The sequence below is a fragment of the Micromonospora sp. NPDC023956 genome, assembly GCF_040639195.1.
GTDB lineage: Bacteria > Actinomycetota > Actinomycetes > Mycobacteriales > Micromonosporaceae > Micromonospora.
This window is the reverse complement of the sequence record NZ_JBEZZN010000001.1, coordinates 116,915-142,361: the sequence shown is the minus strand read 5'-3', so window position 1 is coordinate 142,361 and position 25,447 is coordinate 116,915. Positions and strand designations below refer to the sequence as shown.

The 25,447-nt window shown below is 74.8% G+C and carries 17 protein-coding genes and 2 pseudogenes; 15 read left to right on the top strand and 4 right to left on the bottom strand.

Features of this window, described 5'->3' with window-relative positions; translation table 11 throughout:
• The first annotated feature begins 109 nt into the window (after nt 1-109).
• The 4 genes from AB0F58_RS00495 to AB0F58_RS00480 all read left to right on the top strand — a co-directional run bounded on the left by AB0F58_RS00495 (nt 110) and on the right by AB0F58_RS00480 (nt 3,262).
• The gene (locus AB0F58_RS00495; RefSeq protein ID WP_357136780.1) at nt 110-781 is read left to right on the top strand and encodes an HAD-IA family hydrolase; all 672 of its coding nucleotides are present in this window, start codon (nt 110-112) and stop codon (nt 779-781) included.
• Between the two features lie 231 nt (nt 782-1,012).
• Entirely contained in the window at nt 1,013-1,954 is a 942-nt protein-coding gene (locus AB0F58_RS00490; protein WP_357135815.1) for an ABC transporter ATP-binding protein, read from the top strand.
• Complete coding sequence (locus AB0F58_RS00485; protein ID WP_357135813.1) at nt 1,951-2,688, top strand: ABC transporter permease; 738 nt, start codon at nt 1,951-1,953, stop codon at nt 2,686-2,688. The genes AB0F58_RS00490 and AB0F58_RS00485 overlap by 4 nt, the downstream gene beginning before the upstream one ends.
• Before the next feature lie 295 nt (nt 2,689-2,983).
• The gene (locus tag AB0F58_RS00480; protein ID WP_357135811.1) at nt 2,984-3,262 is read left to right on the top strand and encodes a DUF5988 family protein; all 279 of its coding nucleotides are present in this window, start codon (nt 2,984-2,986) and stop codon (nt 3,260-3,262) included.
• 145 nt (nt 3,263-3,407) lie between these two features.
• Here the strand turns inward: AB0F58_RS00480 and AB0F58_RS00475 are convergent, their stop codons facing one another.
• The 3 genes from AB0F58_RS00475 to AB0F58_RS00465 form a co-directional block, all read right to left on the bottom strand.
• The gene (locus AB0F58_RS00475; protein WP_357135808.1) at nt 3,408-3,770 is read right to left on the bottom strand and encodes an SdpI family protein; all 363 of its coding nucleotides are present in this window, start codon (nt 3,768-3,770) and stop codon (nt 3,408-3,410) included.
• A 64-nt stretch (nt 3,771-3,834) separates the two neighbouring features.
• Nucleotides 3,835-4,668, bottom strand: coding sequence for a glycosyltransferase family 8 protein (locus AB0F58_RS00470; RefSeq protein ID WP_357135805.1), 834 nt, complete (start codon nt 4,666-4,668; stop codon nt 3,835-3,837).
• Between the two features lie 486 nt (nt 4,669-5,154).
• Nucleotides 5,155-6,789 (bottom strand): glycosyltransferase family 4 protein, encoded by a 1,635-nt coding sequence (locus AB0F58_RS00465; RefSeq protein WP_357135803.1) that lies wholly within the window; start codon nt 6,787-6,789, stop codon nt 5,155-5,157.
• 51 nt (nt 6,790-6,840) lie between these two features.
• Between AB0F58_RS00465 and AB0F58_RS00460 the strand changes: the two genes are divergently transcribed.
• Nucleotides 6,841-9,363, top strand: a complete 2,523-nt coding sequence (locus AB0F58_RS00460; RefSeq protein WP_357135801.1) for a CHAT domain-containing protein — start codon at nt 6,841-6,843, stop codon at nt 9,361-9,363.
• Between the two features lie 102 nt (nt 9,364-9,465).
• Nucleotides 9,466-10,029: a hypothetical protein gene (locus tag AB0F58_RS00455; protein ID WP_357135798.1), complete on the top strand. Its 564-nt coding sequence runs from the start codon at nt 9,466-9,468 to the stop codon at nt 10,027-10,029.
• A gap of 129 nt (nt 10,030-10,158) precedes the next feature.
• Here the strand turns inward: AB0F58_RS00455 and AB0F58_RS00450 are convergent, their stop codons facing one another.
• On the bottom strand, nt 10,159-10,749 hold the full coding sequence (locus AB0F58_RS00450) for a hypothetical protein (RefSeq protein ID WP_357135796.1): 591 nt from the start codon (nt 10,747-10,749) through the stop codon (nt 10,159-10,161).
• Between the two features lie 207 nt (nt 10,750-10,956).
• On the opposite strand from AB0F58_RS00450, the gene AB0F58_RS00445 reads away from it, so the two are divergent.
• The 9 genes and pseudogenes from AB0F58_RS00445 (at nt 10,957) to AB0F58_RS00405 (ending at nt 25,442) form a co-directional block, all read left to right on the top strand.
• Nucleotides 10,957-12,174 carry a low temperature requirement protein A gene (locus AB0F58_RS00445; RefSeq protein WP_357135794.1) on the top strand — a complete coding sequence of 406 codons (1,218 nt, stop codon included), beginning with the start codon at nt 10,957-10,959 and terminating at the stop codon, nt 12,172-12,174.
• A gap of 416 nt (nt 12,175-12,590) precedes the next feature.
• Nucleotides 12,591-12,914: a TraR/DksA C4-type zinc finger protein gene (locus tag AB0F58_RS00440; RefSeq protein WP_357135791.1), complete on the top strand. Its 324-nt coding sequence runs from the start codon at nt 12,591-12,593 to the stop codon at nt 12,912-12,914.
• 132 nt (nt 12,915-13,046) lie between these two features.
• Nucleotides 13,047-13,253, top strand: a complete 207-nt coding sequence (locus AB0F58_RS00435) for a hypothetical protein (protein WP_357135789.1) — start codon at nt 13,047-13,049, stop codon at nt 13,251-13,253.
• A 275-nt stretch (nt 13,254-13,528) separates the two neighbouring features.
• Nucleotides 13,529-13,780 carry a potassium transporter TrkA gene (locus AB0F58_RS00430; RefSeq protein WP_357135788.1) on the top strand — a complete coding sequence of 84 codons (252 nt, stop codon included), beginning with the start codon at nt 13,529-13,531 and terminating at the stop codon, nt 13,778-13,780.
• Nucleotides 13,781-14,145: 365 nt separating this feature from the next.
• Nucleotides 14,146-14,355, top strand: coding sequence for an MbtH family NRPS accessory protein (locus AB0F58_RS00425; protein ID WP_357135785.1), 210 nt, complete (start codon nt 14,146-14,148; stop codon nt 14,353-14,355).
• Between the two features lie 421 nt (nt 14,356-14,776).
• A pseudogene (locus AB0F58_RS00420) lies at nt 14,777-16,129 on the top strand (condensation domain-containing protein); the annotation flags it as partial.
• A gap of 57 nt (nt 16,130-16,186) precedes the next feature.
• A pseudogene (locus AB0F58_RS00415) lies at nt 16,187-20,839 on the top strand (amino acid adenylation domain-containing protein); the annotation flags it as partial.
• The gene (locus AB0F58_RS00410; RefSeq protein ID WP_357135783.1) at nt 20,836-24,084 is read left to right on the top strand and encodes an amino acid adenylation domain-containing protein; all 3,249 of its coding nucleotides are present in this window, start codon (nt 20,836-20,838) and stop codon (nt 24,082-24,084) included. The pseudogene AB0F58_RS00415 and the gene AB0F58_RS00410, both read left to right, overlap by 4 nt.
• Entirely contained in the window at nt 24,081-25,442 is a 1,362-nt protein-coding gene (locus AB0F58_RS00405; RefSeq protein ID WP_357135781.1) for an NAD(P)/FAD-dependent oxidoreductase, read from the top strand. Before AB0F58_RS00410 ends, AB0F58_RS00405 begins: the two co-directional genes overlap by 4 nt.
• The last annotated feature ends 5 nt before the right edge of the window (nt 25,443-25,447 follow it).

The following is a 25,447-nucleotide window of genomic DNA, read 5'->3' as shown; positions in this document are numbered from 1 at the left end:
CGGGCCGCCCGGGGTCGGCCACCCCTATCGCTGCGGTGTGTCGTACCGCCTCGTGGTGAGGGAGGTGGCACCGGTGTCCGGTTCCGCGGGCCCGGCGGGCGGCGGGTCGGTGGGCGTCGGCGCGGCGGGCGGCGCCCTCGTTCCCGGTGGCGTCCGCGCGGTCGTGCTCGACCTCGACGGCGTGCTCGTCGACAGTCTCGCCGTGGCCCGCACCGCGTTCGCCCTCGCGTACCGGGAGGTCGTCGGCGAGGGCGAGGTCCCGGTCGACGAGTACTGCCGCCATCCCGGCCGCTACCTGCCGGAGGTGCTGCGGCTGATGGGCCTGCCGGCGGCGATGGCGGAGCCGTTCGTGCGGGAGAGCAACCGCCTGGCGCACCTGGTCACACCGGTGCCCGGCGGGCCGGAACTCCTCCGTGAGTTGCGCGGGCACGGCATCGGCCTGGCCGTGGCGACCGGCCGCAGCGGGGAACGGGCCCGTCTCGTCCTGGACCGGGTCGGGCTGCTGCCCCTGGTCGACCACGTGGTCGGCGCGGACGAGGTGCCCCGGCCCAAGCCCGCCCCGGACATCGTCCGCCGGGCCCTCGCCCTGCTGGACGTGCCACCGGGACGCGCGCTGATGGTCGGTGACGCACCGGCCGACCTGGCCAGCGCCCGGAGCGCCGGAGTGGTCGCGGTGGCCGCCCTCTGGGGCGAGTCGGACGCACAGACCCTGCGGGCCGCCGCCCCGGACGTCACCCTGACCCGGATCCAGGAGTTGGCCGCCCTCTGCCTCGGCGGCTGACCGCCAGGACGGACACTCTGCGTGAACCCGTAGAACCCCTGACGGGCCGGTGGTTAACGGGTCCACACCCCCAATTCATCGTCCGTCGGGTTGATCACCGACTCGGTTGCTTGGATGATGGGCGTCGTCGACCCCGAGGGGCCGACCTCGGACCGTTTCCACTCACCGACGCCGCGACCACCCGAGGGTCCCGCCCTCACGACGGCAGCCGCACGTGACGGAGGACCACCCATGCCGGTCATCGAAGTCGAGCACCTGCACAAACGGTACGGCGACAAGGTCGCGGTCGAGGACGTCTCCTTCACGGTCGAGCAGGGCGAGATCTTCGGTGTGCTCGGCCCGAACGGCGCCGGCAAGACCACCACGGTGGAGTGCGTGCAGGGGCTGCGTCGCGCCGACGGCGGGCAGGTCCGCGTCCTCGGGCTCGACCCGGTGCGGGACCGCACCGAGGTGCGCCAACGGGTCGGTGCCCAGTTGCAGGAGAGCCAGCTCCCCGACAAGCTGCGGGTGCGCGAGGCGCTGGACCTGTACCGGTCCTTCTACCGCACCAAGGCCGACATCGACGAACTCCTGGCCGACCTGGGCCTGACCAGCCAGCGCGACACCGCCTTCCACAAGCTCTCCGGCGGCCAGAAGCAGCGGCTCTCGGTGGCCCTGGCGCTGGTCGGCCGTCCGGAGATCGCGATCCTGGACGAACTGACCACCGGGCTGGACCCGCAGGGCCGGCGGGACACCTGGGACCTGGTCGAGCGGATCCGGGACCGGGGCGTGACGGTCGTGCTGGTCACGCACTTCATGGAGGAGGCGGAGCGGCTCTGCGACCGGCTCGCGGTGATCGACGCCGGTCGGGTCGTGGCCATCGACTCGCCGTCCGGCCTGCTCGCCCGGGTCGGCTCGGAGCACCAGGTGCACTTCCGCCCCCTCGACCCGCTCGACGACGCGGTGCTCGACGCGCTGCCGGAGGTGACCGGCATCCGTCGCCACGGCGACGAGGTGACCGTGACCGGCCCCGAAGGGGTGGCCCAGGCGGTGCTCTCGGCGCTGGCCGACCGGAAGGTCCGGTACGGCGGGCTGCGCGTGGAGCAGCCCACCCTGGACGACGCCTTCGTCTCCCTGACCGGTCGTTCCGTCCGGACCGGTGCCACCCAGACGACCGACGAGAGGTCATCGTGAACGCCCTGTCCAAGCTCGTCGCGGTCGAGGCCAAGCTGTTCCTGCGCGAGCCGGTGTCGCTGTTCTTCGTCTTCGCCCTGCCACTGGGCCTGATGCTCGTGTTCGGACTGCCCTCGCGCGGGTCGACGGAGGGGGGCACCGGTCAGCACGGCGAGCTGACGTTCCTGCCGGCCCTCGCGCTCTCCCTGACCATCGGGATGCTCGCCCTGTTCACCCTGCCGATGGCGCTGGGCATCTACCGGGAGCGACGGGTGCTGCGCAGGCTCGCCACCACGCCGGTCAACCCCGCCCTGCTGCTCGTCGCGCAGGTGGTGGTCAACCTGGCGATGGGCGTCGCCGGTGCGGTGGTGACCGCCATCGGCGTACGGTTCCTGCTGGACCAGCCGGCCCCGGCCAACGTGCCGGGCTTCGTGCTGGCCTTCGTGCTCGGTGTGGCCTGCCTCTTCGGGCTGGGTCTGCTCATCGCCGCGCTCGCCCCGTCCGCCCGGTCGGCCCAGTCCATCGGTCCGACGCTCTTCTTCCCGTTGCTCTTCCTCGCCGGGGCCTGGTTGCCGCGCGACCAGATGCCGACCGTGCTGGCGAAGATCGGCGACTACTCGCCGCTGGGAGCCACGGTGGACACCGTCGCCGCGGCCTGGGCCGGGGACTCGCCGGCCGTACCGCAGCTGGTGGCCCTGGCGGTGACCGCCGTGCTCGGTTCCCTGCTGGCGGTCCGCTTCTTCCGTTGGGAGTGAGGGGCGGCACACCGGCCGTGGCGCCCACTGGTCGACGGGGCCCGGGAACCGGGCTAGGGGTCGACTAAGGGGTGCTTGCCGAGTGTGACCTGGGTTACGTTCAGGCGGACGAGGGGCCGTCTCACCTGCGGCGGGACCACTGGTCCCGCCGCTTGCGTTTCCGGCGTCACGGGACGCTGCGGCCCTTTCGCCGCACCCGCGCCGCGGCCGCACCGGCGCACGGCGAGGCGGAACGACAAGCGACGGAGGTCGTGCCATGACAGGTTCTCTCGATCCCGCCCCGACAGTCCGGACGGTGGATCCCGTCGTCAACGGTGACGACCGGGCCACCTCCTCGGCACAGGTACGGACCGACATCGGCCGGGAGGCCGTCGGTATCGTCGACGCGGTTCTGGAGGGTGGGCCGACCACCCTGCCGGCCGAACTGCGCAGCCACCGGGTACCCCTGCTGGAACACAAGATCAAGGTGAGCCACCACGGGGGCTACGAGCACTTCGAGCGGGACGCCGCAGGCGTCGCCGACGGTGCGCCCCTGGTCTTCCGGTGGAGCGGCCGCACCCGGATCGCCGAGTAGCGGAGGCGGGCGGTCGACGTCCCGGATCCGGTGCCCGGCGGGAACACCCCAGCGCGGCACCGGATCCGCCGGACGGCGGGGACCGTCCCGGCCGCGGCACCGGATCGACCGGACGGCGTCGGGGGCACGATCCGCCCCCGACGCCTCAGCCCGGTCGCGCGGTGTCCCGGGCGGCCCGGCCGGCGGCGCCCGCAGCGACCGCGAGGAGGACCGACTCCGCCGTCAGGCCGGCCACCGCCACCAGGACGGACCAGGGCAGGCCGGCCGCGACGTGGGTCGCCACGGCCAGCACCGCCGCGACGACGCCGACCCACCCGGTCCTGGTCACCACGGGCAGGACCGCGGCGTGACCGGCCTGCCACGCCGCGTCGGAGAGCTGGGTGTCCCGGGTCCGGATGCCGACCGCACCGTTGCGTTCCAGTTGGCCGTTCGCGCCGGCCCGGGTCACCCCCACGCACACCAGGGGGACCGCCAGCAGGCCGAGCAGGGCAGTGATCAGGCCTACCATCCCGGAGCCCAGCGGCCTCTCTGCCCGGTCGTCGGGTCGGACCCGTCCCCGCTGCGGCCGACGGTCACCTGCCGAAGGTCCGGGTCAGGCCCCCGCTGCCGCGCCGGTGCCGCCAGTACAGGTCCCGCCGGGCGCCCTTGGGGAAACCGGGCTGCCACGGCTTGACCGGTCCGGCCATGTGCAGGATGGCCGAGTCGCTGAGCTTGCCGCCGAACTCGGGCTCCAGCCGCCAGGCCATCAGGTCGTTCCAGCGGTGGGGCAGGCGCAGCCAGTTGTCGTAGGTGGCGTAGTTCAGGGCGTCCTGGTCGGGGTAGCGCGACTCGTGCGCGTGGCGGACGAGGTAGGCCAGCGCCTTCTCGCTGACCTCGCACTCCTTCCACCGGGGAACGTCGATCAGCAGCACCCCGGAGTTGAAGTAGGGCCCCCGGGGGTCGAGGCCCTCGTACGTCGACAGGCCCGGGATGCCCCCCATGTCGTAGAGCCGGCGGTTGAACGGGTCGCGGACCGCGCCGAGCGGGACGCCCCCCATGTCCAGCTCGAACAGGGGCTGGAGGCTGTTCGTGCAGAGGGTGTCGCAGTCGATGTAGAGCACCCGGCGCACCTCCGGCGGCAGCGCGGCGGGCACCAGCAGGCGCAGGTACATCGCCGGCGAGAGGTACGCCATCACCGGGTCGTTCCCCTTGGGCAGGTCGACCGTGGAGGCGTCCACCTTCAGGTACTCGATCGAGGCGTGCGGCCCCGCCGCCCGGGTGAGAGCGGCCCGGGAGGAGGCCGGCACGTCGTCCGCGGCGATCAGCCAGTACCGGAGCGGCTCGCCCGGGTTCGACTCGGCGACGGTCGCCAGGACGACCGCAGCGTGTGCCGCGTACGCGGCGTCAAAGGTCAGGGTGAGATCCACGGCCGCTCTCCTCCGTACAGGTTGCGCAAAACCCGGAGAAATTAGCCTGAAATTGGCGAGATGAGCAAGGGTTTGCCATTCATCTAGGGGTTCGGAAATCGGGCCCCAGAAAGAACCCTTCAATTCGGTTCCATCACTGGACACCGTCGGGTGGCCCGTGTGGAGGAGGTCGCGCGGGCTGCGCCCGGGGACGCGCGGGACGGGCATAACCGCCGGTGGCCGGGGTGCGCCCGTCGTCGGCGCCGACGAAAGGCCCCGCCGGCGGGCCGGCCGCTCCTGCACGGTACGGCAGGTTCAGCCACCGTGGGAGGGCCGTGTGGGCGGTTTCCCCACCCGGTTGCGGAATACGTGGGGAAAGGGTGTTCCGGCAGATCCGGCCGGCGGATTCGGTGCCCTTGTTCGTACCGGGGATCGTCGTCCTGCGGTGGCGGGCGGATCCGGTCGCGGTGTCCGAGGGGCGGTCCCGGGGGCCCCGGCCGGCGAGGGTCAGGACAGCGTCCGCAGCAGAGCCGCCGCCGCGGCCGCGTTGGTGATCCGCGCGGCCAGGGTCCGGCGGATCCGTTCGGCCGCGGCGAAGGCACCCGACGGGTCGCGCAGGACCCGCGCGGTGTGGGCGGCCCAGAGCCGGACGGTCGCCGACGTGTCGGCATCGATCGGCAGCACGGCCAGCGCCGCGTCGTCCGGCGGCAGGACCTCGCGCAGCAGCATCCCCAGCCCGCTGTTCGCGCTGACCAGCAGCGGGGTCCCGGCGACGACGGCCTCGAGCCCGACCAGGCCGAAGCCCTCGACCCGGGAGGGCATCAGCACCAGGCTGGCCCGGCGCAGGTCGGCCCGGACGTCGGTGGTGCTGGTGGAGTAGGCCCGGGGCGTGACCTGCAACCCGGGTCGCCCCGCCCACCGCAGGACCTGCTCCCGCAGCCGGCCGTGTTCGGTCGGGGGCACGCCGCGCAGCAGCAGTTCGAGTTCGGTGCCGCCCGGACTGAGCAGCTCCACGGCGGCACCCACCGCGCCCGCTGCCAGGTCGAGGCCCTTGACCTGCCAGTCGTCGAGTCGCCCGGAGAGCATGACCTGGCGCTGGTGCCAGCGGGGCGGGGTCCGGGGAGTGTCGTCGTCGAGGTCGAAGCCCGGGTCGATCCGCCCCGGGGCGGCGACGTCGGAATGGACGGACAGGTCCCGTTCGAGCAGACCGTGCAGCAGCGGGCCCACCCCGAAGGCCCGGGTCGCGGTGCGGGCCAGCTCGATGTCCTCCTTCCAGCGCCGCTCGGCGATGGCGCCGGCGTCGGGACGGTCACCGCGCTGCCACTCGATGTGGTCCGACCAGGTGTGCACGACGTGCGCGCGGGCAGCCGTACGGAAGTGGTCCTCGACCAGGATCCGGGCGTGCGTTCCGGTGATCCGGCCGTGTCCGACGACGAGGTCCGGCTCCCACCCGTCGGGCAGGGGCGGCCGGCGGAGCAGCGCGTCCCGCTCGGCGCTGTCGGCGGACACCGGGGGAGCGGCCACCAGGGTGACACCGGCCGCCCGAGCGTGTGCGGTCTCCTCCGGGGTCGGCCGGAGCACGACGCAGACCACGTCCGCCCCGGCACGGACGAGCGCGGCGCACAGGGCCCGGTTGAAGGTGCTCAGCCCGCCCTTCGCGGAGAACCAGTGGGTGTCCAGCGCCAACACCCGGGGCGGTGGGCCGCCGGCGTCGGGTGCCTCCGCCGGCTCCGGTTCCCATCCGGTCCCGGTCCACCCCACCGGTCCCGTGGCGGTGGGCAGGACGGCGGCGAGCAGTCGGGCCGCCTCCTCGGGGTCGCGCGCCCGGACCCGGATCACCTGCCCGGTGGAGCGCAGTTCCACCTCGGCGAACCGTGGCACGGCCATGGCGACCAGCCAGTCCCGGGTGACCCGGACGGCCCCGGTGACGGCCTCCGTGCCGGCTTCGGTGAGGTCGCCGAGGAAAGTGACCACCGCCACCGGGTCGAACCGTTCCCCCAGGGGCCCCCGGTCACCCAGGTCGAAGCCGGTTGCTGCGGACAGTCCCAGGTGTTCCAGCCGGGTGGTGAACTCCGCCCGGGCGGCGTCGTCGACGTCGGCCACGAACTTGACGACCACCTGACCGGGGCCCGAGTGTGTCATGGGCACCATGATGACAGTCCACAGTCGATGGTGGGAGTGGATGGTGGCGCGGTGAACCGGTCCAGCTGGTCGACGCTCCTCGATCACCTCGTCGATCCCGCCGCCGTGGTGCCGGCGGACCATCCGGGCCGGGCCGTCGCCGTCGGCCTGCACGCGGAATGCAACTGGGCACTCCTTGCCGACCTCTACCGACAGCAGTCCGAGGTTGCCCGACGGGAGCAGCAGCACGCCCTGGCGCTCCGGTTCCTGCTGGCCGAGAGCCGGGTGGCGCTCCGGACCGGCGACCGGCCACGGTTCCTCGACACGGTCGTCACCCTCGGCCAGTGGCACCGGCTGAACGGCGGATCCGCCGAGGCCGAGGCGTGGAGCCGCGTCCTGCTGCGGGAGCCCCTGTGCGCGGAGACCGCCCGGTTCCACGCGCACGCGTGGCGGGAGCTGGCGGCCCTGCGGGAGGTGGCCCGCCGGTACGACGACGGCCTGGCCTGTGCCGAGCGGGCCCTCGAGGTGTGCCGCCGGTACGCCGACGCGCCCGGGGTGGCCGGACGGCACGTCCGCGCCCTGCTCCAGACGGCGGCGATCCAGCGGCTCCGGGGCGAGCTGGTGACCGCCCGGGACCTCCTGCGCGAGGCCCGGGAGATCGCCGAGGCCCGGGACGCCGACCCGTTCACCCGTGGGTTGGTCGCGCTGCGGGAGGGCGGCCTGGAGGCCGTCCTCGGACGGCCGCAGGTGGCGCTCGCCGCATACCGGCGGGCCGCGACGGCGTTCGAGGGGGTGAGCGAGAACAACCTCCTGTACACCCGGTTGCGCGAGGTCGCGGCGCTGCGGGAGCTGGGGCGGCTCGACGGCGCGCTGCTGATCACCACCGACCTGGCGGACCGCTTCCGGGCGAGCGGCGACGCCTACCGGCTCGGTCAGGTCCTGCTGGAGCGGGCCGAGGTCCAGCAGACCCGGGGGGACACGGCCGCCGTCGCGGCCACCCTCGAGGAGGCCAGACCGTACTACGAGCGGGTCGACACGCTGGAGGCGCTGCGCTGGCACCGGCACGTCGCCCGCAACCTGCTCGCCTCGGGTGCGGACGGGGCGACCGCGGCCGGACATCTCGCCGTCGTGCTCGACCGGGCCGGCCAACCGGGACGGCGGGACCTGAACCGGACCATGCTCGCGCTCTACGACCTGCACCGGGTCCCGGAGACCGACCTTGTGCCACCGTCGCTGCGACACGTCGCGGGGCGGGGCGCGCTGCTCGCCGCCGACCTGCAACGCGACGCGTTCGGCGAACCGGAGGTGCGCTGGGCGATGCACGCCCAACGGGAGGTGGTGTACCAGGCGGCGGTGCTGGCCCACACCGGCCTCGACGACCCGGAGAGCACGGCGCGGATCGCCGAGACGGGCCGGGCCGACGTGCTCAACCAGTTGCTCGCCATCCGGTCGGGCGGTTCGGCGGGCACCATCTCCGAGTCCCGGATCGACGCGCCGCCGGCGGATCCGGGACTGGCCGACGAGGTCTTCGCGGTGGCCCGGCTGGCCGCCGGGTCGATCCGCTCCGGCCGGGCCCCCGACCGGTTGGCGCTGCCGCCGCTGCCGGGTCGGCTGCCCGCCCCGGCCGTGCTCGACACGATGGCCGACGTCGTGGTGGTCGTCAACGTGGGTGGCGGCCCCGGCGGCTGGTGGTCGTCGGTCCTGACCCGCCCGCGGCACGGCACGTGGCGGGTGGCGCTGCGCACCGCCCCCGCGGCCCTGGCGTCCCGGCTCGAAACCCTGGTCGCCGGGGTCCAGCTGCCGCCGCGGGGGGTGTCCCCGGCCGTGTGGGAGGAACTCGGCGCGTTCCTGCTGCCCGATCCGGACGTCTGGGCCGGGTCACCCGACCGGCCCCGGTCGGTGGCGATCACCCCGGATCCACGGCTGTGGCACCTGCCGCACGGGGCGCTGCTCCGCGACGGCGCGTACCTCTGTGACGTGGCCGAGGTGAGTCTGACGCCGAGCCTGCGGACGCTGGAGCTGCTGCTGGCCCGGTCGGCGTCGGCCGGCCCCGGTCCGGGGCCGGCCGGACCGGCGGTGAGCCTGCTCGACCGGGGGCTGGCGGGTCACCAGATCGAGGGGGCCGCCCTCGACGACTGGCCGGGCGGTCACCGGCCGCTCGCCGGTCTGCCCCTGGTCGACGAGGTGCCGGATCCGGCGCTGCTGTACCTCTCGGGGCACGGCGACGGCGCGGGCGCCGCCACCCTGCTGGGACCGGACGGCGTCACGATGGACTCCCTCGCCCCCCGGCGGCTGCCGCCGCTGGTGGTGCTGAACGGCTGCTGGAGCGGCACGGCGTCCAGCCGGTACGGCTACGACCCGTTGAGCCTGGCCGTCGGCGCGCTGCTGGCCGGCGCCGACACGGTGGTCGCCGGGATCGGGCGGATCGGCAGCGAGGCGTCGGCGCACGTCGGCGCGGCCCTCGTCCACCAGGTCGGGCGCGGTGTTCCGGTGGGCACGGCGCTGCGGCACGCCCAGCGCCAGCTCCGTACGGAGCGCCCCGACCTCGGACCGTTCGACTGGGCGGGGCTGTGCGGCGTGGGCGTCGGCAGGTGACGCGCCGGCCGGTTCCGACCGGTTTCCCGGTGTTTCCTGGCCCGCGCGAACTGGATACGACGGTGCGTGGTGATCGCGTCACGCCCGTACGAGACTGAACGGGTGGAATGGATCCCGGTTGCCGGTGTGATCTGCGGGGCGGTCATCGCCCTCGCCAGCGCCCTGATGGTGGAGGCGCAACACAACCGCGCCCAACGTCGCCAGCATCGCGAGATGGAACGGGTTCGCTACTGCCTGGAGTTCGCTCTGGCGCTCGACGCGGCGCACAGCGCGCTGCGGGAGGTCGCCCAGGACCACGACGATTCCCGGGACCGGCTCCGGCCGGCCAACCGGGCGGTCCACCGGGCGGGTGTCTTCGCCAGCCGGGAGCGGCTGCTCGTGGCCGGCACGGTGGATCTCGTCAAGGCGGGCGAGGTGGCCTACGACCGGTTGATCGCCGTGCGCAACGTGGTCCGCGCGGGTGCGACCCTCCAGTCGAGGGACTACCACCAGGCCTACCACGGGTTCGCCGAGGCGGTCTGGCAGCTCCGGATGGCGGCGCGCGCGGATCTCAACCAGGCCGTGCTGGAGCCGGCGGACCTGGACCGGCGGAGCTGGTCGGAGCGGGAGGGCTGCCGTTGGTGCCTGGAACCGGCGTCCCGCGAGCCCGACCCGTCACCGGTCTGAGCCGGGTCGCGACGTGCTCCGGTGGGCCGGGCGCGGGCTTCCCCGCCGGCCGGTCGTGTGGCGGCGGTCCGGTCACTGCTCGACAGGCCGACCACGCTCGACCTGCGCCGTGACGGCGGGGACCACCCGTCAGCCCGGCAGGATGCGACGCAGGACGCCCTTGGCGGTGGCGACGGTGCGGTAGGACTGCACGAGGTACGAGCCGAGCACGATGTTCGCGCCGGCCAGCGCGGGTACCGCGTACTGGGCGAGACGCTGGCGGCGTTGCCACATCGCGATCTCCTCGGGGGTGCCCGTGGTGGGTAGGGTGGCGTCCTTGACCTCCACCTGGCTGCCGCGCTGCCGGGCCTCCTCGGCGAGTTGTCCGATCCGGGTGCCGCAGTAGGCGGCGTAGCCGGTGGCGACCGCCCCCAGCACGGCCGTACCCGCCTTCGCCATCCCGACGGACGCGAAGCCCTTCTGCAGCGCCAGCCGGCGGCCACCGGTACGGGCGAGGTGCAGCCCGGCGAGCAGGGTCGCGCCGATGCCCGCCCACTGGACAGGACCGAACCGGCTCCACGCCGACTCCGCCACCCGGATGCGGTCGATGCCCTGTGCCAGGTCGCTGCCGGACTTGTTCACCCCGGCGACGCCCATGACGGTGCCGCCGAACCACAACGCCGATCCGACGTCGTGGACCGCCTGGGCGACGGTGTGGTTGTCGGTCATGGTCATCTGCATGTCTGACTCCTCCATGTGCTGACCGATCTGGGTGCCGATGACCCACGGTAAGGCGGCGCGATCGCACGTCACCGCGTTTCGGCACAACCGGCCCGCCTCGGGTGACCCGTCGGGTCCGCCGGTGGTGGTCGGGCGGGTGACCCCGGTCGGATGGCGAGGCGGCCATCCCGCCGGTGGAGCGGCGGGCCAGCGGCGAGCATGGCGGGTATGGGCCTGCGCCGGATCGGGAAGGGGGGAGAGGATCTGCTGCACCGTCGGGAGGACGTCCGCCAGGCGAACTTCCTGGAGCTCTTCGTCGACCTGGTGCTGGTGTTCGCGCTCTCCGGGGTGGTCAACCGGGTCGTCCGGGACATCACCGCCGACGAGACGCTGGTGCGGATCCGGTCGTTGGGCTACCTGCTCGTGCTGGCCCTGCCGCTGATCTGGCTCTGGGTCACCACCGCGCACATCACCAGCTGGTTCGACCCCCGCCGCCGCCGGATCCAGTGGCTGGTGCTGGCCAGCGCCTTCGGGCTGCTGGTCATGTCGTCGTCCCTGCCGGCCGTGTTCGACGGGCGGGGGTGGGCGTTCGCCCTGCCGTACGTGCTTTTGCGGGTCGCGCGACCGCTCGTCCTGATCCCCACCCTGCGCGGCCACGCGCTGCGGGACCTGTACGTGCGGTCGGTGCTGTGGTGCGCGGTGTCCGGGGTGATCTGGCTGGCCGGCGTGGCCGTCTCCGGTGGGGCCCGGGCCGTCGTCTGGGCGGTCGCCGTCACGGTGGATCTCGTGGCGGCGCAGCGGCGGTGGCCGGTGCCGGGGATGAGACCGCCACCGGTCAGCGCGTGGGCGATGGACAGCGGCCACCACCTGCCCGAGCGCTACCAGCAGTTGCTGCTGATCGCCCTCGGCGAGAGCGTGCTGGCCGCCGGGGTCACCTTCACCGACCAGCGTCTCGATCCCGCCACCTGGACCGCGCTGGTGGTGGCCTTCCTGTCGACGGTGCTGTTGTGGCGGATCTACTTCTACCGGTCGGGGCAGGTGCTCGCCGAGGCGGTCACCGCGGCCGGCGACCGGCTGGCGGCCGGTCGGGCCACCGGGGTGGCGCACCTGTTCATGGTGGTGGGCATCGTCGCCACCGCGGTCGGCTTCGAGGTCGTCCTGAAGTATCCGGACGGTCGACCCGAGCTGTCCTGGCTGGCGGCGATCCTCGGCGGGCCCGCCCTCTTCCTCTACGGCCGCATCCGGCTGGAACGTGTCGTGTTCAACCGGCTGTCCCGACGCCGGGTCGTCGCCATCGCCGTCCTGACGGCGGTGTCCGTGCCGCTCGCGTTCGCCCCACCGCTGGTTGCCTCGGTGGTCGCGGCGGTCGTGCTGCTCGGCGTCGCGCTCGCCGACGCGCGGAACGCCGCCGGCCGTCCGGCCGAGGCACCCTCGCCGGCCCACTGACCACCGATCGCCGCGCGGGCCACCGGGAAGGCGGTGCCGACCGCCGTACGGGCCGGCGGAACACCCTGCACCGTTGACCCGCGCGGGCCCGCGACAGCCGGAGTGGGTGGGCTGTCGATCCCGGTTGGTTTGCGCGCGCCAACGGCCTATGGTGGGTCGATGCAGCCGCTCACCCGTCCGCTCCGTAGCGTCGCCACCTCGGTGGCGCGCACGGCGCTGCGTGGGGGAGCGGGGCGCGGCGTCGGTGTCACCTGCCCGCCCACGGTGGTTCGCTGCGGGCTGCCGAGCCCGGTGCCGGCCGGTCGCGGCCCTCCCGGAGACGACCCTCCAGTGGTCCCCACAGTGGTCATCTCCCCAGGGCGAAGCGGAACACCGCTTCGGCCTTTTTCTTTTTCCCCGACAAGGAGCGCGTCGACATGAGCATCCACCCGTCCGGCACGACCCAGCCGCAGTGGCTGACCGAGGTGCACGCCACGTTGGTATCCCAGTTCGAGGAGCAGAGCGCCAGACTGACCCAACTGACCGCGGACACCGGCGACCCGCAGCAGGCCCACACCCAGGCAGCCCTGGTGGCGACCACCCGGCAGAGCCTGGAGCAGATCACCGGCGCGCTGCGACGGATCGCCGAGGGGCGCTACGAGGTGTGCGGCAAGTGCGGCGGGGCGATCCCCGTCGAGCGCCTCCAGGCGCTACCGCACGCCCGCTTCTGCGTGCCGTGCCAGCAGAAGCACGGTCACTGACCACGGTTCGTCGACGGTGGCGGGGCCGCACGCCCCGCCACCCGGTGCCGCTCGCCGGTGCGTCGACCGCTGGTCAGGTTCGACACTGGTTCGTCATGGTTGCCGCCCGTCCGGCCCGGCTAGGGTTGCCCCATGCAGACCTGGCCAGCTCGCACCGGTGCCGCCCAGCGCCGGCCGCTGCCGCCGCTGGCCCTGCTGACCGTACTGGTGATGGTGCTCTGCGCCGCTCGGGCGGTCGGCCTGTGCATCGTGTTCCGGCTGACCCGCCGGGCCGTTCCCGGCTGTGTGCCGGCCTGGTCGGCGGACCGCGCCCCGCCCGTCCCGGCGGCCTGCGCCTGACCGTCACCCAGCCGGTCGAGTCGCCCCGCGCACCGAGCGTGCCCAGCGGGACGCCGGTCGTCGGCGTGGTGCTCCGGCGGTCGGTGCCGCGCGCCCGTCGGTGAACCGGCCGGCTGCGCGGCGGCCCGCCTCCTCCGGTGCCGGTCGGCCACCGCCCGGTCCGCCCCTCCCGTCCCGGTAGCGAACGGTCGGGTTCGTGGTCGACCGGGGCGGCGTGCGTGGACGCTGGCCCTGCCCCGGCACACCCCTGTCGTCGTCACCGCCGTGGAGTTGTCATGGACCTCGAGCTGACCCCGTTGCCCGGTATCGGGCTGTGCCATTCGTTCACCACCGAGGAGGGCCGCCGGGTGGGGGTGGTGGTCCACCACGTCGGTGGCCGCCGGGACCTCGTGCACGACGACGGGGTCGACCCGGACAGCGCCTGCACCCTCGCCCTGACCCGCACGGAGGCGATCGCCCTGGCCCGCCTGCTCGGCGTCCTCGACCTGGTGGCGGGGGCCGGCTGCGCCACCGGCGGGGAGGCGTGACGGACGCCCGGCACCGGCGGGCCCGCACGGTGGCCCCGGGCGGGCGACCGTCGCCGGGAGGGGCCGGTGCGCCCCGGCGGCTCCGCGCGTCCGGTGACCACCGTCCCGCGCCCGGCCGTCCGTCTGTCCCGACGGTCAACGGGTAATGGTGGGAACGGTTACCGTACGAGACGCGGGCGTCACTGTCACCACGCTATTCCGCTGAGTCGCCGTTCGCATTACCGGCCGGACGTCGGTGCGCGATCAGTCAATTTTCGACAATCGATCGGCCTGACCGGGGCCGCCGATCGGTCAACTGTGACCGGTCGTAATGGACGGTAGAGTCGCGGTCTAATTCGTGGTCATCACCGCACCGGGAGAGGGCGATGGAAGAATCCGAGGACCGGCGCCGGTACCAGGTCGTCGTCAACGACGAGGAGCAGTACTCGATCTGGCTGGACGGGTCGGACGTCCCGGCCGGCTGGCGGCCGGTCGGTGTCAGCGGCGACCGGGCGGCCTGCCTGGCGCACATCGACGAGGTCTGGACGGACATGCGTCCGCGCAGCCTGCGCGAATGGCTGGCCAGTCAGGGCTGAACCCGCCGACAGCATCGCCTCCGTCCGGGGCGTGCCGGTGATCCGGTGCGCTCCGGACGGCGTCGTCTCCGCCGTCCACGACGACCGGCGGCCGAGGACCGGCCGGGGACCGGTTCCGTTCTTCGTCCATAAGGGAAAGACGCGTGTCCGGCGCTTCCGGTAATGCGCGCAGAATTCCCCTCCGTCGGGACGGACCGGTACCGCTCCGTCCGATCGCGACTGATCTCGGCGCCGGCGGACGCCCGATTGCGACTGTTGACAGACCTGAATCGTCCTCGTAGCTTCTTGTCTGCCGTTCCCGCCGTCGGAACAAACTGCTGGCCGAGGTGGACAACCGACGCCGGACATCCGCTTTCCCCAAGGTCATCTCTGGTTTCTGGGGTGTTTCTCGTCTGGGCCGCCGGACGTGTGAGGAGTACAGGTGCCGGCAGGGTCCTCCGACGCAGACGCCGCCGGCCGGTACGGCACGGTCACCTTGCAGCCGGGCATGCTCTTCACCCAGGAGCACCAGCCCGGTTCGGGTATCGACATCCTCCAGGTGGTCGTCGACTGGCCGGTGCCGCTGGACCCGACCGCCATGCGGACCGCCTGGCAGCACGCCACCGCCCGGCACCCGGTGCTGCGCACCGCCTTCGTCTGGCCCGGTGGCGGCGACCCGGCGCAGGAGGTCCGGGCCCGGGCGAGCCTGCCGGTGGTGCACCACGACTGGTCCGCCCAGGCGCCGTCCGACGTCGACGAGCGGCTGGCCCGTTACCTCGCCGCCGACCGGGCGGCGGGCTTCGACTCCTCGACCGCGCCACTGGCCCGCGTCACCCTGATCACGTACGGGGCGCGACGGCACACCCTGGCGGTCACCCTGCACCACGCGATCCTCGACGGGCGGTCGGTGCACCTGCTGCTCGACGAGGTCTGCGCCGAGTACGACGCCCTCGTCGCCGGCCGCCCGTACGCGGCCCCGGACCGGCCGCCGTTCCGCGACTACGCGGTGTGGGCGGCCGGACGGCCGCTGGACGGCGACCGGAAGTTCTGGAGCACCCGACTGGCCGGGGTGCCGCTGCCGACCCCGCTGCCACTGTCCACCTCCCCGGACACCCCGCCCCGTGACGCGTCGTCGGTCCGCGAGGCGGCCCGGTCCCTCGACGCCGCGACCACCGCCGCGCTCGTCGCCGCCGCCCGGACCACGGGCGTGTCGCTGGGCACCCTGGTCACCGCCGCCTGGGCGGTCCTGCTGCACCGCTACGCCGGACTCCCCGAAGTGGTGTTCGGCTCCACCCGCACCTGCCGTCGGGACACCGTGGAGGGTGCCGACCGGATGCTGGGGCTGCTGATCAACACGGTGCCACTGCGGATCCGGGTCGAGCCGGACCGACCGGTACGCGACTGGCTGCTCGACGTGCGCCGACAGATCGACGAGGTGCGCCCGCACCAGCTCGCCCCGCTGGGCGAGATCCAGCGCTGGAGTGGGACGCCGGCCAGTTCACCGCTCTTCGACAGCCTCCTGATGTACGAGCACCAGGACCTCCAGACCGCGCTGAGCCGGTCGGTGCCGGGCTGGGGGGAGCGGGTCGCCCGCGTCCACCGGCAGCCCGGCCCACCCCTCACCGTCTGCGTGTACGGCGAGCCCACGCTGACCGTGCTCCTGTACCACGACCGGCGCCGCCTGACCGAGGCCGGCGCGGACGCGATGCTGCGCCACTTCCTGCTCGTTCTCACCGGGCTGGCCGCCGGGACGGACCGGTCGGTGTCGGCGTTGCCCCTGCTCGACCCGACCGACCGGGCCCTGCTGGCCGACTTCCGCACCAGCGCCCCCGTCGGGGCGTACCCGGCCGACGCCACCGTGCCGGAGCTGGTCGCCGCCGTGGCCCACCGGCAGCCCGACGCGGTCGCCTTGGTCGGCGCCGACGGCAGCACCCTGCGCTACCGCGAACTGGAGGAACGCGCCGACCGGCTCGCCGGCCGGCTCGCCGCCGCCGGGGTGCGGCCGGACGAGCCGGTGGCGGTGGTCCTGCCCCGTTCGGTGGAGCTGGTCGTCACCCTCCTCGCCGTCCTCAAGGCCGGCGGCGCCTACCTGCCGCTGGACCCGGACGACCCGCCCACCCGGATCCGCCACCTGCTCGCCGTCGCCGGAGACCCGTTGGTACTGGCCACCGACGAGGTGCCGGGCGCCGCCCGGCTGCTCCGTCTGGACCAGCCCGGCACCGCCGACCAGCTGACCGCCCCGGACGGATCGGCCGTCCCGGAGGAGTTCGCCGCCGTCGACGGATCGGCCGCCCCAGCCGGATCGGCTGCCGCCGGCCGGTCGGCCGGAGCCCCGGGTGCCGTCCCCGACCGGCCCGGTGCGGTGGCCCGCGCGCGGGTGCACCCGTCCGGGCTGGCCTACGTCAGCTTCACCTCCGGGTCCACCGGCACCCCCAAGGGGGTCGCGGTTCCGCACGCCGCCGTGGTCCGCCTCGTCCACCAGCCCGGCTACCTGCGCCTGGGCCCGGACGAGACCGTGCTGCACCTCGCCCCGGTGGCGTTCGACGCGGCCACCCTGGAGATCTGGGGCGCCCTGGCCAACGGCGCGCGGCTCGTGGTGGCCCCGGCCGGTGCCCCCGACCTCGCCGAGCTGGCCCGACTGCTCCGCCGGGAGCGGATCTCCGTGCTCTGGCTGACCGCCGGCCTCTTCCACCAACTGGTCGAGTTCGACCCGGAGTGCCTGGCCGGGGTCGGGCAGCTGCTCGCCGGCGGGGACGTGCTCGCCCCGGAGGCGGTCCGCCGGGCGCTCCGGGCGCGCGGCGGCGCCCCTCTGGTCAACGGGTACGGCCCGACCGAGAACACCACCTTCACCTGCGTGCACCCGATGACCGACCCGCAGGCCGTACCGGACCCGGTGCCGATCGGCCGGCCGGTGCCCCGGACCACGGTGTACGTCCTGGACCGGCAGGGACGCCAGGTGCCGGTCGGCGTACCCGGCGAACTCCACACCGGCGGCATCGGATTGGCCCGGGGCTACCTCGGCCGGCCGGGAGCGACCGCGGCGGCCTTCCTGCCCGACCCGTTCGACCCGCGCCCCGGCGCCCGGATGTACCGCACGGGCGACCTGGTCCGCTGGCGGTCGGACGGCACCCTCGACTTCCTCGGCCGGATCGACGGGCAGGTCAAGATCCGGGGCTTCCGGGTCGAGCCCGGCGAGGTGGCCGCGGTGCTGCGGGGCCACCCGGACGTCGGGGACGCCGCCGTGGTCGTCGACGGGGACGGCGAACGACGCCGGCTGCTCGCCTACCTGACACCCCGCCCCGGCCGGCCCGCGCCGGATCCCGAGGAGCTGGCCCGGTACGCCGCCGAACGGCTCCCCGCCCACCTGCGCCCGGCCGCCCATCTGGTCCTGCCGGCCCTGCCGTTGACCCGCAACGGCAAGGTCGACCGGCGGGCTCTGCCCCTGCCGGAACCGCCGCCGGACCGGCCGCCCGCCGACCTGACCGAACCGGTCCAGCTGCGGCTGGCCGAGCTCTGGGGCGACCTGCTCGGCACCGCGCCGACCCGGGCCGACGACGACTTCTTCCTGCTCGGCGGGAACTCGCTGCTGGCCACCCGGCTCACCTTCGTCGTGGCCGACAGGTTCGGCGTCGACCTGCCGGTCCGCCTGGTCTACGAACGGCCGACGCTCGCCGCGCTGGCCGACGCCGTCACGCACCGCGCGTCCGCCGTGCGGGGCGCGTCCACCGGGGTGGTCCGACGGGACCGGCGCGGGTACCGGCCGTCGCCGGAGCCGGCCGTCGCCGCGACCCCACCTGGGACGACCCCCGTCCCACCGGTCCCGTCGCCCGCGCCAGTGCCGCCCGCGCCCGCGTCGAGCGAGTCTGTGCCGACCGCGCCCGCGTCGGCCGGTCCGCCCGTGCCGGCGCACCTGGTTCGTCCGGCCCCCGGGCCGTGGGCGGTGTGGCGCTGGGTCGGGCTGCGGGCCGCCGGTTTCCCGGTCGAGACGCTGACCGCCCTGGGGGACCCGGACCTGGTCCGGGCCGCCGACACGCTCCTGGCCGCCGGGGACCGGCTCACCGGGGCGCGCCGGGACCTGGCCGAGCGGCTGCGCCGGGTCCGGGCGGCCAGCCCGGCGGGGGAGCGGACCGGCTGGAACCGGGCCGTCCGTCAGCTCCGCCGGGACAGCCCGCCGGAGCCACTGCCCGTCGGTGCCGCCTCGGTCGACGACGGGGCGCTCGTCCGGGCCCACGCGGTGCTCCGCGCGGCCCACGCCGACCGGGACGCCGCGCTCGCGCAGTACCGGGCCGCGTACGACCGGGCCGGCGCGGCACGCGCCGCCGCGTTGCGCGCCACCGCCGACGACCCGCTGTTCCGTGAGGCGGTGACCTGGCAGAACCGGCACGCGTTGCGCACCGGCGTCGACCCGGTCCGGGGTGCCGGGGACCGGCGCGACTCCCGGCACCGCCAGCACGAGGCGCTGGTCGCCACCTACCTCCAGCGCTACTGCGTCAAGAACGACACCATCGGATTCTTCGGCCCGGTCGGCTGGGCCCGGATCACCGACGCCCCGCCCGCGCTCGCCGTCCACCACGGCGCCTCCGCGCTCGCCCGTCGCACCGTCTACCTGGAGAACTGGGCGGTGGTGGAGGTGGCCGAGGCGCTCACCGCCCGCGACCCGGGACTGCGACCGTGGCTGGTGCCCCGTCGGATGCCCTTCCTGGCCGTCGTCGGTGACGAGCTGCGCATGCCGCTCACCCCACCGGTCGAACTGCCGCCGGTGACGGCCCGGCTGCTGCATGCCTGCGACGGCACCCGGACCGCCGGCGAGATTGCCGCCGAGCTGGTCGCCGACCCGGCCACCGGCATCGCCACCGGCGAACAGGTCTACCGGATGCTCGCCGAGCTGCGGGGGGAACGCCGGATCTCGTGGTCCCTGGAGGTACCCAAGGAGGACCTCTTCCCGGAGCGCGCGCTGCGGGCCCGGCTCGCCGCGATCGGGGACCGGGCGGTCCGGGAGCCGGCCCTGGCCGCGCTCGACGATCTCGAACGGGCCCGGGACGAGGTGGTCGCGGCGGTCGGGGACGCCGACCGGCTCGGCGCCGCCATCGAGGCGCTGGAGGACTGGTTCAGCTCGTTCACCGGTACGGCGCCGACCCGTCGCGCCGGCCGGACCTACGCCGGACGGACCCTGGTCTACGAGGACTGCCGGTCCGGCACCGAAGTCACCCTCTCCACCGACCTCGTGGCTACCTGCTGGCCGGCGCTGACCCTGCTGCTGGAGAGCGTCCGCTGGTTCACCTCGGCCGGTGCGGCCCTGTTCCGGCGGGCCTTCGTCGAGCGGTACCGGGAGCTGGTGGCCCGCACCGGCAGCGCCACGGTGTCCTTCGCCGACTTCTGGCTCTGGGCGAACGACCTGCTCTTCGACCCGCCGGAGAAGCTGATCGCGCCGGTGGTGCGGGCACTCCAGGACCGGTGGGCGCGGATCCTGCCGGAGGCCGTCGACCACCGGGTCACCGCCGCCTCCGCCGACCTGCGCGAGCGCGTGGCGGAGGCGTTCGCCGCACCCCGCCCCGGCTGGGTGGGCGCGTACCAGCACAGCCCGGACGTGCTGCTCGCCGCGGACGGGCCCGGAGCGGTCGCGCGCGGGGACTTCCACTGGGTGGTGGGTGAGGTGCACCCGGGGGTGAACACCCTGCGCTCGGCGTTGTTCGTCGCCCAGCACCCCGCGCCGGACGACCTGCGCGCCGCGATGGCCACCGACCTGCCGTACGGCCGGCTCACCCTGGCCGCCACGGGGGAGGAGGGTGGCGCGTCGTCCCGCCTGACCGACAAGCTGGTCACCGACCGGGACCTGCGGCTGGTCTTCGGTCACGACAGCTGCGGGCTCGACCCGGCCACGTCGCTGCCGGTGGCCGACTGTCTCCTCGGACCGGTCGACGGCGTGCTGACCGTGCACAGTCGGGACGGCCGGCACCGGCTGCCCCTGACCGAGGTGCTCGGGGAGGCGCTGATGGTGCAGCTGGTGCAGCGGTTCGACATCCGGCGGCCCGGTGACCACCAGCCCCGGATCACCGTCGACCGGGTGGTGCTGGCCCGGGAGAGCTGGCGGTTCGCCGCCACCGGGCTGGACTTCGCCGGGCTGCCCGAGGAGGGCGAGCGGTTCCACCACGTCCGGCACTGGCAGCGGGAGCACGCCCTGCCCCGGCACGTCTTCGTCAAGACCCCGGTCGAGGAGAAGCCCTTCCACCTGGACTTCGCCAGTCTCGCCTCGGTGGACGTCTTCGCCCGCGCGGTGCGCCGCACCGTGGGCCACGATCCGGCCGCCACCGTACGGCTCACCGAGATGCTGCCCGGCCCGGACCAGACCTGGCTCACCGACGCGCAGGGCCGGCACCGGACGGCGGAACTGCGGCTGGTCGCCGTCGACACGCGTACCCCCGACCCGGTCGACCCGACCGGGCCCGGCACTCCGGCCGCCGACCGGCGGTCGGACCGTACCCACCGCACCCAGGCGGGAGTATGAACACCGAAACCTATGTCCTGCCGTCGTCGTTCACCCAGCGTCGACTGTGGATGATCGACCAGATGACCCCGGGCGCGGCGACGTACCACATCGCCTGGGCGGTCGAGCTGGCCGGCCCGCTCGACGTGGCCGCGCTGGAGACCGCCCTGAGCTGGCTGGTGGACCGGCACGAGTCGCTGCGCACGCACTTCACCGCCGTCGACGGGGAACCCGCCCAGGTGGTCACCCCGGCCGCGCCGGTACGGCTGTCGGTCGCCGACGGTGGCGAACGCTGGTCCGACCTGGTGGACCTCGCCGCCCGGGAGCCCTTCGACCTGGCCACCGGCCCGCTGGCCCGGTTCGGACTGATCCGCCGGGCCGCCGACGCGCACGTGCTCACCGTCGTGGTGCATCACGCGGTGGCCGACGGCTGGTCGTTCGGGGTGATCTTCCGCGAACTCGCCGCCGGGTACGCCGCCCTGGCCGCCGGCACCCGCCCCGACCTGCCCCCACCGCCGGTGCAGTACGCCGACTTCGCCGTCTGGCAGCGGGAGCAGGACGAGCAGGGCGCGTTCGACGCCGACCTGGACTTCTGGCACGCCGAACTGGCCGGCGCGCCGACCCTGCTGGAGCTGCCCGCCGACCGGCCCCGCCCGGCCGAGCAGTCCGACGCCGGGGGTGAAGTCCGGTTCGTCGTCCCCGACCCGCTGGCCGCCCGACTGCGCGCCGGCCGGGACGGCACGCTCTTCACCCGGCTGCTGGCCGGCTTCCAGGTGCTGCTGCACCGGCTCACCGGCGCCGACGACCTGCTCGTGGCGGTGCCGGTGGCCGGTCGGACCCGGCCGGAGACCCGGGACGTGGTGGGCTTCTTCGCCAACACCCTCGCCGTGCGGGCCCGGTTCGCCGACCGGCCGGACTTCGCCGGGGTGCTCGCCCAGGCCCGCACCGCCGCCACCGCCGTCCAGTCCCGCCAGGACGTCCCCTTCGACCGGATCGTGGAGCGGCTGGCCCCCCGGCGCAGCCTCGCCCACGCCCCGGTGGTGCAGGTGATGTTCGCCCTCGACGAACCGCCCGCCCCGGACACCTCGGGCGACCTGCGGATCACCCCACGCCTGTGGGAGAACGGCACGGTCAAGTTCGACCTGACGCTGACCGTCGAGGACCGGCCGGACGGCCTGTCGGGCCGGATCACCTACCGCACCGACCTCTACGACCCCGCTCGCGTCGCCGGTCTCGCCGACCGGTACCTCACCCTGCTCGCCGTCGCCCTGGACCGCCCCGACACCCCCGTCGGCGAGCTGCCGCTGCTCGGCGCGGAGGAGCGGGACCGGCTCCTGCGCGCCGGCAACGACACCGACCTGCCGCTGCCCACCGTGGCCACGGTCGGCGAGCTGCTCGACCGGTACCCGCCCGCCGTCGGTGACGCCGTGGCGGTCGCCGGCCCGGACGGCACGCTCAGCCACCGGGACCTCGCCGCGCGGGCCAACCGGATCGCCCACCTGCTGCGCCGCCGCGGCGTCGGTCCGGACACCCCGGTCGGGCTCTGCCTCGGCCGGGGCACCGACCTGGTCGCGGCGGTCCTCGGCATCTGGCGGGCCGGCGCCGGCTACCTGCCCCTCGACCCGGGCCTGCCGACCGACCGGCTCGCCACCATGCTGGCCGACGCCGCCCCGCCGGTGGTGCTCACCGACGCCACCGGCGCCGCCCACGTCGCCGCGGCGGTGGCCGCCGCCGGCACCGACGCGCCGGTCGTGCTCCACCTCGACCAGCTCGACCCGACCGGACTGCCCACCGATCCACCGCCGGTCGCCGGTCACCCGGACGCGCTGGCCTACCTGCTCTACACCTCCGGCTCCACCGGTCGTCCCAAGGGCGTCGCGGTCACCCACGGCGCGGTGGTCAACCTGCTCGTCGGCTTCCACCGGCTGCTCGGCCTGACCCCCGCCGACCGGGTCGCCGCCATCACCACCCCGGCCTTCGACATCTCCGTGGTGGAACTGGTGCTGCCGCTGCTGGCCGGTGCCCGGATCGAGGTGCTCGACGCGGACACCGCCGTCGACGCCGTCGCGCTGCACGCCGCCCTGACCGCACGGGGCGTCACCGTCCTCCAGGCCACCCCGGCGACCTGGCGGATGCTGGCCGCCGCGCGGGGCGTACCGACCGGGGTGCGGCTGCGGATCAGCGGCGGCGAGGCGCTCACCCGCGACCTGGCCGACCGGCTGCGCGCCGACGGGGCGCGGGTGCTCAACGGGTACGGCCCGTCGGAGACCACCGTCTACTCCTCGGCCGGTCCGGTCGCCGCCACCGGCCCGGTCGACCTGGGCCGGCCCTGCGCGAACACTCGGATCCACCTGCTCGACCCGGCCGGCGAGCCGGTGCCCGACGGGGTGGTCGGTGAGATCCACATCGGTGGTGCCGGGATGGCCCGGGGCTACCACGGGCGGCCGGCCCTGACCGCCGACCGGTTCCGGCCCGACCCGTTCGGTGACCGGCCCGGCGGGCGGCTCTACGCCACGGGCGACCTGGCCCGGCGACTGCCCGACGGGCGGCTCGAGTACCTCGGCCGGGCCGACCAGCAGGTCAAGGTGCGCGGGTTCCGGATCGAGCTGGGCGAGATCGAGGCCGTCCTGCGCGACCAGCCCGGCGTCCGGGACGCCGTGGTGACCACCTGGGGCACGGGCGCGGACGTCCGGCTCGCCGCGTACGCGGTCACCGAGCCGGCCGGCGTGGACGCCGCGTCGCTCTGGCCGTCGGTCCGGGCCGCGCTGGCCCGCCGGCTGCCGGAGTACATGGTGCCGGCCACCCTGGTCGTCCTCGACGCGCTGCCCCGCACCGCCAGCGGCAAGCGGGACCGGCGGGCGCTGCCCGAGCCGACCTGGCGGGAGACCAGCGGGGACGGACCCACCGCACCGCGCGACCCGGTCGAGGAGCAGCTCGCCGCGCTCTGGCGGGACGTGCTCGGCCGCGACGAGGTGGGCGTGCACGACAACTTCTTCGCCCTCGGCGGACACTCGCTGACCGCGACCCGCCTGATCGCCCGCGTCCGCACCACCTTCGGCACCGAGCTGGCGCTGCGCAGCCTCTTCGCCGCGCCGACCGTCGCCGAACTCGCCGTCGTCGTCGCCGGGGGCGGCGTCTCCGCCGGCACCGACCGCATCGGTCCTGCGGGGCCGTCCCCACAGGACCTGCTCGACTCGCTCGACGACCTCTCCGACAGCGAGGTCGACGCGTTGCTGGACAGTCTGATCGCCGAGGAGGGCGAATGACCCCGCACAGGGAACGGGTGGTCGTCATCGGAGCCGGCCTGGCCGGATCACTCGCCGCGCTCCACCTCGCCCGGCGGGGCTATGCGGTCGACGTCCACGAGCGACGGCCCGACCCCCGCACCGCCCCGCCCGGGGCGGGCGGCCGGTCGATCAACCTCGGCCTCTCCGCCCGGGGCATGCGCGCCCTCGACGGGGTGGGTCTCCTCGCCGACGTGCTCAAGCGCAGCGTGCCGATGCGCGGCCGGGTGGTGCACGCCCCGGACGGTTCGGAGCGCTTCCAGCCGTACGGGGTGCGGGAACACGAGATCCTGCACTCGGTGCTCCGCGAGGAGTTGATCGCGCTGGTGGTGGAAGCCGCCGAGGCGGAGCCGGGGGTCCGGTTCCACTTCGACAGCCGACTGCTGCGGCTGGACCGGGACGCCGCGACCGTCGAGGTCGCCCCGACCGGTGGCGGGGAAGCGACCCGGATCACCGCCGACTGGGTCGTCGGGGCCGACGGGGTGTTCTCCACCGTGCGCCAGCAGATGCAGCACGGACTGCGCAGCGACTACGCCCAGGAGTTCCTGCCCTGGGGGTACAAGGAACTGACCATCCCGGTCGGCCCGGACGGCCGTCCCCGGGTCCGGCTGGAGGCGCTGCACGTCTGGCCGGGCCAGGAGGCGCTGATGGTCGCGCACCCCAACCGGGACGGCTCGCTGACCTGCTCGCTGTTCATGGCCCACGAGGGACCGGTGAGCTTCGCCGCGCTGGACACCCCGGCGGCGGTGCGGGACTTCTTCCGCCGGCACTTCCCGGACGCCGAGGGCCTGATGCCGGACCTGGTGGACGAGATCGCCGGACATCCCACCGGACACCTGGTCACCGTCCGTACCGCCCCCTGGCGGCACGCCGACCGGGTGGTGCTGATCGGGGACGCGGCGCACGCCGTCTACCCGTTCTACGGCCAGGGCATGAACTCCGCCTTCGAGGACTGTCTGGTGCTCGACCGCTGCCTCGCCGACCATCCCACCGACCGGGCGGCGGCGCTGGCCGCGTACGAGGCGGCCCGCAAGCCGCACACCGACGTGCTCGCCGACCTGTCCACCGCCAACTTCGTGGACCTGCGGGACCGGGTGCACCGGCCCGGGTACACCCTCTCCGCCGCCGCCGACCGGGTGCTGTCCCGGCTGCTGCCGGGGCGCTGGGTGCCGCTGTACACGATGGTCGCGCACACCACCACGCCGTACGCCGACGCGCTGGCCCGGGCCCGCCGTCAGGAGCGCGTCCTGCGCGGCGCCGGCGCCGGCCTCGCCCTGGGCGCCACGGTGGCCCTCGCCGCCCGGGTACGCGCCGGTCGGCGCCGGGCCGGGGGGCGGTGACCGAC